Below are 13,368 nucleotides of genomic sequence, written 5' to 3'. Positions count from 1 at the left end.
ATATCGGAACCCGCTTCCGCGTGCCGCCGTGCCCCGTGTGGCGGGCCGTTGCGGCGCTTGCCGGCGCGCGGATGTCGAAGGTTCCGGATACCGGAAATCGTGCGCCGCGGCGGCCTGCGGATTGCGATTCGCTGTCGTCGGCCTTACGGCCGTATCCATTATTCGGCCGGTCGTCGCGGCGAAGCCATGGACACTGACGTGCGGTCAATCGGGAACTGTTTGGTCGATTTGTCTGCACAGTTTGGTCAATTGCGAATCGCGTATCCGGTTGCATGGTCATGCTTCATCGGCAGCGACAGTCGTCGTTATGCAACTAACGGTCTGGTTCGCCAGCATCAACGAATGGGTGCCGATCGCACTGACCGCACCATTCGTCCAGTTCGGCAGAAACCGGGGCTTTTCGCGACCGGCCCGCTTCGGCTTTCGGATCGTCGCGTCGGCCACGCAATCGCCGCCATCTCGACCTACGACCGTCCGCGCCATGCGACGACGGTCACGCCTGCAATCGCCAGCAGGCCGCCGCACGCCGTCGCGATGCCGGGCCGCTCGCCCGTCAGCGTCATCGACAGCAGTGTCGCAACCGCCGGCGTCAGGTAGAGAAAGCTGGCCGCGCGCGCCGCGCCGAAGTAGCCGAGCGCGAAGGTCCATGTCGCGTAACCGAGCGCGGCGGGAAAGACGCCGAGCACCACGACGGCCAGCGCCGTATCGCGCGACCCGCCGCCGAGCGACACGAGCGCGCCGGGCAGCCACGGCGCGAGCAGCGCCGCGCCCGCCAGCAGCGTGTATGCGGTGCACGGCAGCGCGCCGTACACGGGAATCAGCCGCCGCTGCAACACGAAATAGCTGGCCGAACACAGGGCCGCGCCGAGAATCAGCGTGCTTCCCGAGCCGAGGACGAGGCCGCCCGGCTGCCCTTGCGCGATCACCGCGATGCCGGCCAGGCTGATCAGCGAGCCGAGCCAGCCCCAGCGATCGAAGCGCTCGCGCAGAAACACGGCGGCCAGCAACGCGGTGAAGATCGGCAACGTGTTCACGATGAAACTCGCCGCGCCGGCCGACACGGTTTGCTCGCCGGTATTGAGCAGCGCGTTGTAGAGTGCGATGCCGAGCAGGCCGCACGCGAGAAAGCGCCACGCATCGCCTTTCGTCGGCAGCGGCGGCCGTCGCCACGCGAGCCACGCGATCACGAGCAACGCGGCGGTCGCGAAGCGCGCGGCCGCGAGCTGCAGCGGTGCGAGGCCGTGCAGGCCGATCCGGATGAACGGGAAGGCGGACGCCCACGAGACGATCGTGAACGCGACGGCCGCTGCCGCGACGAGCGGTTGTCGCGCGCCGCGCGACGTCGGTGACGAAAGCGTATTCATGCGGTAATGGTGCGGCGTGGCGAGATGCTAAGCTAGCGCACAGATCAACACCCGGATATGAATATGGCTCACAGCTCGGCGGCGCGGCGGGCAGACGGTCCAGCGCATGCGCGCCCGGTGGCGGCCGCCCCGATGCCCGGCCCGCGGCCGCCGCTCGCGAGCCTGGAGACGGTCTGCACGGTCGCGCGCGAGGGTTCGTTTCTCGCGGCCGCCGACGTCTCCGGCGTCACGCACGGCGCGATCAGCCGGCGGGTGGCCGCCGTGGAAAACTGGCTCGGGATGGCGCTGTTCGAGCGGCATGCGCGCGGCGTGCGCCTGACGCCGGACGGGCAGCGCTTCGTCGGCCGGATCGAGCAGGCGTTCGCGATCATCGACAGCGCGGCCGATCAGTGGCGCTCGCCGCGCACGCCGCGGCTGGTCCGGATGAGCGTGGTGCCCGCGTTCGCGCAGCTGTGGCTGCTGGAGCGGCAGCCTGCGCTCGAGCGTGAAGCGCCCGCGCTGCGCATCGAGCTCGGCATCGAGCTGCGCAACGTGGATATCGCCGGCGGCGAAGCCGATCTGTCGATCCGGTACGGGCGCGGCAACTGGCGTCAGCTTGAAACCCGCCCGTTCATGCCGGAACGGCTGTATCCGGTCGCGCATCCGCGGCTCGCCGCGCAACTGGCCAGGATGCGCCGCGCAACGGGCGATGCCGCGCTGCTCGACATGCCGTTGCTGCACGATTCCGACGTGACCGGCTGGCGCACGTGGTTCGATGCGCTCGGCATTCCGTTCAAGCCGCGTGCGCAGGATCGCCGGTTCGAGGATTACAACCTCGTGCTGGCGGCGGCCGAAGCGGGACTGGGCGTGGCGCTTGCGCGAACACCGCTTGCGGATGCGTATCTGCGGCGCAGCGCACTCGTGCGCGTGAGCCGCCACGAAGTCGATTCGCTGCTCAGCTATCACTTCGTGCATGCGAAGGGCGAGAATCGACCGGAGGTGCTCGCGTTGATGGAGCGGATGGTCAGGGCGCTGGGGTAGGGGGCACTTGGCGGCTCGCGCAGGCGAGCGCTTCACGCGTGCGGCGGGCCGCCCGTCGCGTTCGTTCGGCCGCAGCCGCCGAATCGTTACAATGCAGCCGCGGAAACGGCGAGATCGCCGCGGTGAAGCGGAACAGTGAAGCGGAATCGAGCCTTTGCCCGACGGCAGGGCAATCACCAATTATTGCAATACGGGTTCAAATTTGCACAAAAGGGAACCGATGAATAGACCAGACAAATCGTCGAAAGCGCGTGCGGCGCTGGATCAACTTTTTTCCGGCCTGGCGCCCACGGACGCGAAGCGCGAATCGCCGCGTCCGGGCAATCCGTTCGCAACGGACGACGAGGTGTCGAGCGCATCCGGCGGTCGCGGCGTCGAAGTCACGTTGTCGACCCGCATCCAGTTGCGCGGTTATCCGAGCGCCGACGCGTTCATGAAGCGCATGGCCGAAGCGTGGGGCCTCGAGTGGGGCACGTACGACAGCGTCCGCGCGGTGGCGACGCTGCCTGCCGGATGGCGTTCGCGCCGGCTTCCGGAAGTCACGCAGATCGTCGACGAGCGCGACGTGCTGCGCGCCGAGAGCAGCCTGCAGGGCGGCGAGATGTCGTATTTGAAGGTGCATCCGCGCTACTACATCGATGCGCGCAAGCGTTTCGGCTGGAGCAAGTCGTCGAAGGCGTCCGACGATCCGGATCTCGACGGCCCCGACTGGAACTGCTTCGTGATCGATCGGGAAAAATCCGTCGAATTGCACGAACTGACGACGTCGTCGTTGAAGGCCGACATGGACAATGCGCGGGCGACGCTGCTGAAATGGCTGGACGAGCACTATCCGAAACATCGCGATCCGTTTGCGTACTGGTCGGACTGTGAAGGGGCGTAGCGGACCGGTTTGCACGGCGGCTTCGCTCGATGCATCGATTTCCCCGCCATAAGGACGAGCATTGAAACGAGCGCGCGTGGTGCCGGTTCTCTGGGCAGCGTTCGGCGCGGCGGTCGGATCGACCGTCATCGAGTTGCTGCTCTGGGCCATCGCCGGCGATGACGCCGTCCGGAACCTGTTGCGCGATGCGCGGCTCACGGCCGCGATCGTGATGGGGCCAAGCGTGCTCGGCGCGTCCGGCGGCTTCGATCCGCTGGTCATGGGCGTGGCGACGCTCGTGCATGCGGCGTTTTCGCTCGTCTATGCGGCCGTGCTGGCACGGCTGATCCGCGGTTTGCCGCTCGTGGCCGCGCTGTTCGCGGGCGGCGCGTTCGGGCTCCTCCTGTATGGCGTGAACCTGTACGGGTTCACGGCGATCTTTCCGTGGTTCATCCCGGTTCGCGGCGCGATCACGCTGATTGCTCATCTGGTATTCGGGATCGCGGCAGCGGCTGTCCACTACCTCGCCCGGCGCGAACCGGTGTAACGGCTTCGAACCCGCCGCGGTATGCCTGACCGCGGCGGGAAGCCGGCAAGCGGGGCGCGCGTGACGCGACGACGCTGCCGGTGTGTCGCCTGCTCAGGCAAGCTTGCCGCGCGGATCGTCGAACGGCATCACCACATGCGTGCGATATGCGGGTCGCGCCTTCAATCGTTCGTACCCCGCCGTGACATGCGGCACGTCGGGCCGCGCGATATCGCGTTCGAAATACCGGTACAAGTGCGTGCCGACCGCGATGTCGGCGAGCGTCGTGCGACGGGACGATCAGAACTTGTGGCGAATGCCGACGATCGCGAGTTCCTGCGTATCGGTGCCCGAGTTCACGCCGTACGAGCCGACCGACGCGGCCGCTTTCACGGTCGCCCCGCTCGCGTTGAGCGTGTTGCCGCTCGCCTTCTGATAGCCGAACAGCGCATACAGATCGGTGCGCTTCGACAGTGCATAGTCCGCGCCGAGGTTGACCTGGTTGTAGTGCGCGGACGCCGGCCCCGTTAGCGACGTGTAGTTGTAGCCGACGCCCGCGCGCAGTGCCGGCGAGAACTGCCAGTTGAAGAACGCCGAACCGTTGTTGAACTTCGCGTTCTGGCTGAACGCCGACAGCGTGTCCGCGCCGTATTGCGTGTTCGAATACGCGAGGCCGAAGGTCGCCGGCCCGGCCACGTACTGGCCGGCCACGCGCACGATCTGGATCGACTTCGCGCTCGAGAAGCCCTGGTTGATCACGGTGTTGAACAGCGTGTCCGAGCTGCTCGACCACGTGCGCACGCCGTTCGCGACCGTCGTGCCGCCGTTCGCGTAGAAGTAGCCGGCGCCGAGCGACAGCGGCCCGTTCGCGTAGCTCGCGCCGAAGCTGTACGTGCGGCCGCTGCCGGTGGCGCCCGCGACGCCGCCGAAGCCGTACAGCGCCGCGAACTGGAAGCCGGAAATCAGCGGGCTCGTGTATTTCACCGAGTTGCTGACGCGCAGACTGTTGTCGTAGTTGTCGAGATCGCCCGGCGTCGCGAACACGCCGCCGAAGTAGTTGTCCTGCGTGAGGCCCTGCACGAGATCGACGACCGGATCGTACTGGCGGCCGAGCGTCACGGTGCCGTACGTGCTGCTTGCGAGGCCGACGACGGCCTTGCGGCCGAATTCGCGCTGGCCCTGGCCGAGCGCGCCGGTGCCGATGTTGAAGCCGTTTTCGAGCTGGAACAGCGCGGACAGGCCGCTGCCGAGATCCTCGATGCCGCGCAGCCCCCAGCGGCTGCCCGACAGATTGCCGCTGCGGAACTTCACGAGGCTCGACGCGTTGCTGCCGTTCGCGTTCTGCGCGTTGTGGACGTACGCGATGCCCGCGTCTGCGATCCCGTACAGCGTGACACTGCTTTGTGCATGGGCGCCGGCGGTGGCGAGCGCGGCGGGCAGTGCGAGCAGCGCGAATGACCGGATCTGTTTCATGATTGGATTCCCCCGTTGGTCAATTGGTCTGACGAATCGGTGAACGATACGGACCGCGCATCGTCGAGGGAACCAATAAATTGTCGGATCGTTATGAGGCGCGCGGCGATGGATGCGTGCGCAACGGGTTGGCGCCCGGCGCGGCTTTCTGGGGGGCGTCGGTCGGTACGAAACCGCGCGAGGGCGACCGGCCGGCGGGAAAGCGATCGCGGCGACCTTCGCCGACGATCGACGGCCGCCATGTCGCCTGGGCGGCCGACCTACTGCGCGACGCTTTCCGCGTCCGCCGTCTCCCCGAGGAACCCGCCGCTCTGGTGCGCCCACAGCGCCGCATAAATGCCACCCGCCTGCAGCAACTGCTGGTGCGTGCCTTCCTCGACGATGCGCCCTTCGTCGAGCACGATCAGCCGGTCCATCGCGGCGATCGTCGACAGCCGGTGCGCGATCGCGATCACCGTCTTGCCGCTCATCAGGCTGTCGAGGCTGCGCTGGATCGCGACTTCGACCTCGGAGTCGAGTGCGCTGGTCGCTTCGTCGAGTACGAGGATCGGCGCGTCCTTGAGCATCACGCGCGCGATCGCGACGCGCTGCCGCTGGCCCCCCGACAGCTTCACGCCGCGCTCGCCGACTTCGACGTCGTAGCCGAAGCGTCCGTGCCGATCGCGCAGCCGCTCGATGAACTCGGACGCTTCGGCCCGCACGGCCGCGTCGTGCATCTCCTGCTCGGTCGCGTCGGGCCGGCCGTACAGCAGGTTCTCGCGCATCGTCCGGTGCAGCAGCGACGTATCCTGCGTGACCATCCCGATCGCGCCGCGCAGGCTGTCCTGCGTCACATGCGCGATGTCCTGCCCGTCGATCCGGATCGTGCCGCCGTTCACGTCGTAAAAGCGCAGCAGCAGATTCACGAGCGTCGACTTGCCGGCGCCCGAGCGGCCGATCAGGCCGATCCGCTCGCCAGGCCGAATCGTCAGGTTCAGCCCGTCGAATACCGGGCGATCGTTGTCCTCGTGCGCGAACTGCACGTTGTCGAACACGATCTCGCCGCGCTGTACCGTAAGCGGCTTCGCATCGGGCGCGTCGACCACGCTGCGCACCTTCGTCAGCGTGTTGATGCCGTCCTGGATCGTGCCGACGTTCTCGAACAGCTCGGTCATTTCCCACATGATCCAGTGCGAATAGCTCGACAGGCGCAGCGCCATCGCGATCACGGCCGCGACGACGCCCGCGCTCGCCTCGCCGTGCAGCCACAGATACAGCGCGAGCCCGGCCGAGCCGATCAACAGCAGCGTCGACAGCAGGTGGTTGACGATCTCGAATGCGCTGACGAGCCGCATCTGCGCGTCGCCGGTCGCCTTGAACGCTTCCATCGCGCGCCGCGCATGGTCGGCTTCGCGCCGCGTATGCGAGAACAGCTTCACGGTCGTGATGTTCGAATACGCGTCGGTGATGCGGCCCGTCATCAGCGCGCGCGCGTCGGCCTGCCGGCTGCCGACCGCACCGAGGCGCGGCACGAAATACGCGCACGCGGCGCCGTAGCCGAGCGCCCACAGCGCGAGCGGAATCATCAGCCGCCAGTCGAAGCTCGCGGCGAGCACGAGGATGCCGATCAGGTACGCGGTGACGCCGATCACGACGTCGACCGACATGAACAGCGCGTCGCGCACCGCGAGCGCGGTCTGCATGATCTTGGTCGTCACGCGGCCCGCGAATTCGTTCGCGTAGAACGACAGGCTCTGGTCGAGCATCAGCCGGTGAAACAGCCAGCGCAGCCGCATCGGGAAGTTGATCGCGAGCACCTGGTGCTTGACCATCGTATGCAGTGCGATCAGCAGCGCGCTGCCGGCGAGGATCGCCGCGAAACCGGCGAGCGTGCCGAAGTGGCGGCCGCCGAAGTCGGCCGGTGTCGACGACGACAGCCAGTCGACGACGTGCCCCATCATCGCGAACAGCGCGGCTTCGTAAGCGGCCAGCGCGGCCGACGTCAGCGCGATCAGCAGGATCCAGCCGCGCGCGCCTTTCGTGCACGCCCAGACGAACGAGAAGAATCCCTTCGGCGGCGTGACGGGATCTTCGAGCGGGAAAGTCGGCAGGCGCCGTTCGAACCACGAATACATCGACTTGTTCTCCTTGTGCGGCCCGACGCAGCGGGTGGGCCGATGATGGCGGGGCCGGAAGCGATGCGGTCATCGTGCGCCGGCACGTCCGTCCCGGGGATGGACGTTGCGATCGCGTGGCCCGGTTTCAAGTGTCGCATCGATTCGACCGTGCTGCAGGCCAGTTGTAAGCCGCGCCGGCCAGGCAAACGGCGCCGGACTTGCGCGTCGGGCTCGAAGGAGGGGCCATCACGCCCTTAAAAAAATGCTTGACTATCTATCTATGAGTAGATAAAGTTAGACCCATGGAAACGAAACCGACCGTCCGCGAACAGATTCTCGACCACGCGATCACGCTGATGATGCAGCGCGGTTACAACGGCTTCAGCTATCGAGACCTGTCCGACCTGGTGGGCGTGAAGACGTCGAGCATCCACTACTACTTCCCGTCGAAGGACGATCTCGTGCTGGAAGCGGTGGCGGCCTACAGCGACGAAGTCCTCGCGGCCGTGCGGGCGATCGATCCGGCATTGCCGGCCGACGTGAAACTGAGCTTGTACACGAAGATGTTCGGTCGCACGCTCGGCGACGGCAACCTGATCTGCCTGTGCGGGATGCTCGCGTCCGACATCGAAACGTTGCCGGAGAACGTGCGGCAGGCTGTGCAGGCGTTCTTCACGGCCAACGAGCGCTGGCTCGCGGCATTGTTGGCGCAAGGCGCGAAGGAAGGCACGCTGCAGTTCAGCGGCGAGCCAGAAACCGCGGCGCGCACGCTGTACGCGGCGTTCCAGGGCAGCGTGCTGGCCAGCCGGCTGTTTCACACGCGGGCGCGTCTCGAGGACGTCGAGGCCGTCTGGAAAACGCGGTCCTGACGGACGGCGCAAGCAGTCGGGCGGTTCGCCGCCTTTTATTGGATCACGTTATCTATCATGTAGTAGATAGATGATTGGCGCAGGTGGATCTTCCACCTGCATTTTTTGGGGATGTTTATCTATCTATGAGTAGATAAATAAGCGCGATGCCGGCGGAAAAGCCGCCGGCACGCGGACCCCCGGTTCGAAGGCTGTTTCATTCATTTATGGAAAAGGAGTCTGTCATGTCGATCGAAAAAGTGCTGTACCGCGCCCATGCAAAAGCCACCGGCGGCCGCGACGGCCGTGCGACGGTGCCCGAAAGCGGTCTCGACCTGAAGCTGACCACGCCGCGCGAACTCGGCGGCGCGGGCGGTGCGGGCGCGAACCCCGAGCAACTGTTCGCCGCCGGCTACAGCGCGTGTTTCATCGGCGCGATGAAGTTCGTCGCGGCGCGCGACAAGATTGCGATCCCCGCGGACGCGTCGATTGAAGGCAGCGTCGGCATCGGCGCGATCCCGAACGGCTTCGGCATCGAAGTCGAACTGAAGATCTCGCTGCCGGGCCTCGATCGTGATGTCGCGCAAACGCTGATCGACCGCGCGCACGTCGTCTGCCCGTACTCGAACGCGACGCGCGGCAACATCGACGTCACGCTCACGCTCGTCTGATCAATCGCACTGCCAACCAGCCATCGCCATTCAAGGATTCGACCAAGGAGTTGCACCATGAAGATCGTCAAGCCGCTGTTGATCGCTGCCGCCGTGGCAGCCGCACTGTCCACCGCACCTGCCGCGTTCGCCGCGGGCGCCGATGCCGTCGGTCCCGATGCGAAGACGAGCGCGTTCCTCGCCGCGCTGAACGGCCAGAAGGGCCCGGGGCTCGAAACGCTGAGCCCCGCGAAGGCGCGCCAGGTGCTGGTCGACGCGCAGAACGGCGTGAAGGTCGATCTGTCCGGCATCGACGTGTCCAATCGTACGATCGAACAGGACGGCCTGTCGGTGCCCGTCACGATCGTGCGCCCGCAAGGCGTGACGGGCACGCCGCCGGTATTCGTGTTCATCCACGGCGGCGGCTGGGTGCTCGGCGATTTCCCGACGCACGAGCGCCTCGTGCGCGATCTCGTCGTGCAGTCGGGCGCCGTCGCGGTGTTCGTGAACTACACGCCGTCGCCGGAAGCGCGTTACCCGGTCGCGATCAACCAGGCGTATGCGGCGACGAAATGGGTGGCCGCGCACGGCGCGGAGATCGGCGTCGACGGCAGCCGCCTCGCGGTGGTCGGCAACAGCGTCGGCGGGAACATGTCGGCCGTCGTCGCGCTGATGGCGAAGGACAAGGGCGGCCCCGCGATCCGCTTCCAGGGGCTGATGTGGCCGGTCACGGACCACAACTTCAACACGGGCTCGTACAACGCGTACCAGCAGGGCCACTTCCTGACGCGGCCGATGATGAAGTGGTTCTGGGACGCCTATACGAAGAATGAAGCGCAACGCAACGAGATCTACGCGTCGCCGCTGCGCGCGAGCGTCGCGCAGTTGAAGGGGCTGCCGCCCGCGCTGATCCAGGTCGCGCAGTTCGACGTGTTGCGTGACGAAGGCGAGGCGTACGGCCGCAAGCTCGACGCGGCCGGCGTGGACGCGACGACCACGCGCTACGACGGCACGATTCACGATTTCGGTTTGCTGAACGCGCTGGCCGACGATGCGCCGACGAAAGCCGCGACGAAGGCGATGGCCAACGAAATCGCGACGCGGTTGAAGTAACGCGATCGGCAGGCGTTCGAAGCTGAACGACAGGACGGCGGGCAGGTGCCCGCCGTTTTTTGCATGGGGGTGTGTCGTCCATACCGGCAGCGCGTCGTGCGAAACGGCTGCATGGCGAGCGCGCCATCGCACGACCGCGCCGCGCCGCCGGCATTGTTGGTACGATCGCGCGTATCGTTCACGCCGGCGTCGCCAGCCGCCGGTTCATCGGCCGCGCAGCCGTACGCTAGCGCGGCCACGTTCGGGAGAAGCGGTTCATGTTGCAGGCGTTCGCGGTCTTGCTGATCTTCCAGTGTCTCGGGGAAGGCGTGTCCTATCTGTTCGGCCTGCCGGTGCCGGGCCCCGTGATCGGCATGCTGCTGCTGTTCGGCTTCGTGATGCTGCGCCCGCAGGCGGCCGACGCGATCGAGCCGACCGCGCTCGAGCTGCTGCGTCACCTGTCGCTGCTGTTCGTGCCGGCCGGCGTCGGCATCATGGTGTCGGCCGACCGCGTGCGCGGCGACGCGGTCGCGGTCGTCGTCGCGCTGGCCGTCAGCACCACGCTCGCGATCGCGGTGACGGCCCTCGTCACGCGCGCGCTGCTGCGGCGCCAGCGCCGCGCGGGCGGCACCGCGGAGGGCGCGCAATGACGGCCTTCCCGAAACTCGGCGCGATCTGGGTTTATCTCGCCGCGAGCCCGCTGCTCGGCCTGACCATCACGCTGGTCGCGTATCTGTTCGCGCAGGCCGTCTATGCGCGGGCGCGTTTCAATCCGCTCGCGAATCCGGTGCTGATCGCGGTCGCGATGATCGTCGTGCTGCTGACGCTCACGCATACGCCGTATTCCACGTATTTCGAAGGCGCGCAGTTCGTCCATTTCCTGCTCGGCCCCGCGACCGTCGCGCTCGCGCTGCCGCTGTACCGCCAGTGGTCGAAGCTGCGGCGCGCCGCGCTGCCGCTGCTCGTCGGCCTGCTCGCGGGCTCGCTGACCGCGATCGTGTCGGCGGTCGGCATCGCTGCGCTGTTCGGGGCGTCGCACCAGACGATCGCGTCGCTCGCGCCGAAATCGGCGACGACGCCGATCGCGATGGCCGTCGCCGCCGAGATCGGCGGCATTCCGTCGCTCACCGCCGTGCTCGTGATCTCGACCGGGATCTTCGGCGCGGTGTGCGCGCGCGGCATCCTCAATCTGCTGCGGGTCGACGAGCCGGCCGTGCGCGGTTTCGCGCTCGGCGTCGCGTCGCACGGGATCGGCACCGCGCGCGCGTTCCAGGTCAGCGAGGAAGCCGGTGCGTTCGCCGGCCTCGGGATGGGGCTGAACGGCGTGCTGACGGCATTCGTCGTGCCGATCCTGTTGCCGGTGCTGTCGCGCTGGATCTGAGCGCCGGCGGGCCACGGGCTATCGGTTTCCCTGATGGCGCGCACGACAGGCCGAACGCGCGGCGCATTCGGTACGCATGTATCGTTGGCGTTATCAGAAGAATTCAGGAACGCACACGGACATTTGCGCAGCGATCGGCTAACGTTGCATCGGTGCCGTTGTCGCAGGCCGTTGCGTGCGCGCCGGTGTCCGACCCACACTCAACAATCGACAAGGAGATCGGTCATGAAGCAGTCTCGCGTGGTTTCGGTGGCAGTAGCAGCAGCGGCGTCGTTCGGTCTGTTGTTGACCGCCGCGCCGGCGGCATACGCGCAGGACGCTGCGCCCGCGCCGACGCAGAAGCAGCTCGACAAGGCGCAGAAGAAGGCGGCGCGCAAGGCGGCCCGCGCGCGGCACGCGTCGGACCTGAAGGCGATCGGCACCGGCAGCGGCTACCGGTTGACCGGCGACCAGAGCAACTATCCGCAGAACGCGGTGCAGAAGGCGCCCGCGGCGCCGGCCGCGCCGGCTTCGGGCCAGTAACGGTCGACAGCGTCGCACAGCACGAACGGCGCCGGTCGAACCGGCGCCGTTCGTTCGTGGGCGCGACTCGGGAGGCGCGAGCCCGCCGCGTTACGACGCGAGCTTGCTCGCGAGTTCCGCCACGTGCTTGCCCTGGTAGCGCGCGATGTCGAGTTCGTTCGCGCTCGGCTGGCGGCTGCCGTCCGCGCCGGCGAGCGTCGTCGCGCCGTACGGTGTGCCGCCGGTGATTTCGTTCATGTTGACGAGCCCGCTGCACGCATACGGCACGCCCACGATCACCATCCCGTGATGCAGCAGCGTCGTGTGGAACGACGTGATCGTCGTTTCCTGGCCGCCGTGCTGCGTGCCGGTCGACGCGAACACGCTGCCGATCTTGCCGACGAGCGCGCCTTTCATCCACAGGCCGCCCGTCTGGTCGAGGAACGTGCGCATCTGCCCGGCCATATTGCCGAAGCGGGTCGGCGTGCCGAAGATGATCGCGTCGTAGTCGGCGAGTTCGTCCACCGTGGCGACCGGCGCGGCCTGGTCGACCTTCACGCCGATCGCGCGGGCCTGGTCGGCCGGGATCGTTTCCGGCACGCGCTTGAGCGTGACCTCGACGCCGGGCACCGATTTCGCGCCCTCCACGACGTGCTGCGCCATCGTTTCGACGTGCCCGTAGGACGAGTAGTAAAGAACGAGAACCTTGGCCATGTTGCGAATCTCCGATTAAAAGGGCCCCGCGTTTCGGCGGGGCCCGGTTTCCCGAACGGGCGTCACGCCCATTCGGCCGTCACTTCGACCGGACGCAGGTCGAACACGAGCACTTCGGCGTCCTTGCCGTCGGCGATCGTCAGCGCGTGTTCGCCGCGGATGCGCGCGCCGTCGCCTTCGCCGAGCGTCACGCCGTTGACCGTCACGCTGCCGCGCGCCACGTGCACGTAAGCAAAGCGGTTCGGATCGAGTTCCAGCGTCGCGCTTTCGTCGCCGTCGAACAGGCCCGCGTAAATCCGCGTGTCCTGCCGGATCTTCAGCGAACCGGCGTCGCCGTTCGGCGACACGACGAGGGCGAGCTTGCCGCGCTTGTCGTCGGCCGCGACATTCGTCTGCTGATAGCGAGGCTCGGCGCCCTTTTCGGCCGGCCCGACCCAGATCTGCAGGAAGTGGACCGGTGTGTCCTGCGAGTGGTTGAACTCGCTGTGGCGCACGCCGGTGCCCGCGCTCATCAGCTGCACGTCGCCCGGCACGATCACCGAGCCGGTGCCCATCGAGTCCTTGTGTTCGAGCGCGCCGTCGAGCACGTACGACAGGATTTCCATGTCGCGGTGCGGGTGCGTGCCGAAGCCGCGGCCCGGGGCGACGCGGTCGTCGTTGATCACGAGCAGATCGGAGAAGCCGACTTGCTTCGGATCGTAGTAATTCGCGAACGAAAACGTATGACGGGAGCTGAGCCAGCCGTGCTCCGCACGGCCACGTTGGTTTGCTGCACGGATGTCGATCATGATTTCTGTCCTTGAAGTCGCCGGACCTCGGAAGTGGGCCCGGCCGTTCGTTG

14 protein-coding genes are annotated in these 13,368 nt (G+C 67.1%); 9 read left to right on the top strand and 5 right to left on the bottom strand.

The genetic code is table 11. The features are described 5' to 3' along the window. Window positions 1-464: 464 nt before the first annotated feature. Complete coding sequence (locus WS64_RS18455) at window positions 465-1,364, bottom strand: DMT family transporter (RefSeq protein WP_060967238.1); 900 nt, start codon at window positions 1,362-1,364, stop codon at window positions 465-467. Between the two features lie 57 nt (window positions 1,365-1,421). Between WS64_RS18455 and WS64_RS18450 the strand changes: the two genes are divergently transcribed. The 3 genes from WS64_RS18450 to WS64_RS18440 all read left to right on the top strand — a co-directional run bounded on the left by WS64_RS18450 (window position 1,422) and on the right by WS64_RS18440 (window position 3,793). Beyond that, on the top strand, window positions 1,422-2,384 hold the full coding sequence (locus tag WS64_RS18450; RefSeq protein WP_060967237.1) for a LysR substrate-binding domain-containing protein: 963 nt from the start codon (window positions 1,422-1,424) through the stop codon (window positions 2,382-2,384). Between the two features lie 220 nt (window positions 2,385-2,604). Continuing rightward, the gene (locus tag WS64_RS18445; protein WP_059579449.1) at window positions 2,605-3,267 is read left to right on the top strand and encodes a hypothetical protein; all 663 of its coding nucleotides are present in this window, start codon (window positions 2,605-2,607) and stop codon (window positions 3,265-3,267) included. Window positions 3,268-3,328: 61 nt separating this feature from the next. Beyond that, window positions 3,329-3,793 carry a hypothetical protein gene (locus WS64_RS18440; protein ID WP_060967236.1) on the top strand — a complete coding sequence of 155 codons (465 nt, stop codon included), beginning with the start codon at window positions 3,329-3,331 and terminating at the stop codon, window positions 3,791-3,793. 279 nt (window positions 3,794-4,072) lie between these two features. Here WS64_RS18440 and WS64_RS18435 read toward each other — a convergent pair whose 3' ends face one another. Together WS64_RS18435 and WS64_RS18430 are read right to left on the bottom strand one after the other, a co-directional pair. After that, entirely contained in the window at window positions 4,073-5,245 is a 1,173-nt protein-coding gene (locus tag WS64_RS18435) for a porin (protein ID WP_060967235.1), read from the bottom strand. Between the two features lie 260 nt (window positions 5,246-5,505). Beyond that, window positions 5,506-7,359, bottom strand: coding sequence for an ABC transporter ATP-binding protein (locus WS64_RS18430; RefSeq protein ID WP_060967234.1), 1,854 nt, complete (start codon window positions 7,357-7,359; stop codon window positions 5,506-5,508). A gap of 284 nt (window positions 7,360-7,643) precedes the next feature. On the opposite strand from WS64_RS18430, the gene WS64_RS18425 reads away from it, so the two are divergent. The 6 genes from WS64_RS18425 to WS64_RS18400 all read left to right on the top strand — a co-directional run bounded on the left by WS64_RS18425 (window position 7,644) and on the right by WS64_RS18400 (window position 11,834). After that, entirely contained in the window at window positions 7,644-8,210 is a 567-nt protein-coding gene (locus WS64_RS18425; RefSeq protein WP_060309998.1) for a TetR/AcrR family transcriptional regulator, read from the top strand. A gap of 224 nt (window positions 8,211-8,434) precedes the next feature. Next, on the top strand, window positions 8,435-8,860 hold the full coding sequence (locus WS64_RS18420; protein WP_059579400.1) for an organic hydroperoxide resistance protein: 426 nt from the start codon (window positions 8,435-8,437) through the stop codon (window positions 8,858-8,860). A gap of 57 nt (window positions 8,861-8,917) precedes the next feature. Next, window positions 8,918-9,952 (top strand): alpha/beta hydrolase, encoded by a 1,035-nt coding sequence (locus WS64_RS18415; RefSeq protein WP_060967233.1) that lies wholly within the window; start codon window positions 8,918-8,920, stop codon window positions 9,950-9,952. 257 nt (window positions 9,953-10,209) lie between these two features. Continuing rightward, the gene (locus WS64_RS18410; protein WP_060967232.1) at window positions 10,210-10,581 is read left to right on the top strand and encodes a CidA/LrgA family protein; all 372 of its coding nucleotides are present in this window, start codon (window positions 10,210-10,212) and stop codon (window positions 10,579-10,581) included. Then, complete coding sequence (locus tag WS64_RS18405) at window positions 10,578-11,312, top strand: LrgB family protein (RefSeq protein WP_059638954.1); 735 nt, start codon at window positions 10,578-10,580, stop codon at window positions 11,310-11,312. Before WS64_RS18410 ends, WS64_RS18405 begins: the two co-directional genes overlap by 4 nt. 225 nt (window positions 11,313-11,537) lie before the next feature. Then, the gene (locus tag WS64_RS18400) at window positions 11,538-11,834 is read left to right on the top strand and encodes a hypothetical protein (protein ID WP_059579389.1); all 297 of its coding nucleotides are present in this window, start codon (window positions 11,538-11,540) and stop codon (window positions 11,832-11,834) included. A gap of 90 nt (window positions 11,835-11,924) precedes the next feature. Here the strand turns inward: WS64_RS18400 and wrbA are convergent, their stop codons facing one another. Both wrbA and WS64_RS18390 read right to left on the bottom strand, forming a co-directional pair. Then, entirely contained in the window at window positions 11,925-12,527 is a 603-nt protein-coding gene (wrbA, locus tag WS64_RS18395) for an NAD(P)H:quinone oxidoreductase (protein WP_059579387.1), read from the bottom strand. Between the two features lie 62 nt (window positions 12,528-12,589). Next, the gene (locus tag WS64_RS18390; RefSeq protein WP_059579385.1) at window positions 12,590-13,315 is read right to left on the bottom strand and encodes a pirin family protein; all 726 of its coding nucleotides are present in this window, start codon (window positions 13,313-13,315) and stop codon (window positions 12,590-12,592) included. Between the last annotated feature and the right edge of the window lie 53 nt (window positions 13,316-13,368).

It is taken from the genome of Burkholderia anthina (assembly GCF_001547525.1).
Lineage (GTDB): Bacteria > Pseudomonadota > Gammaproteobacteria > Burkholderiales > Burkholderiaceae > Burkholderia > Burkholderia semiarida.
This window is presented reverse-complemented; position numbering and strand designations above follow the sequence as displayed.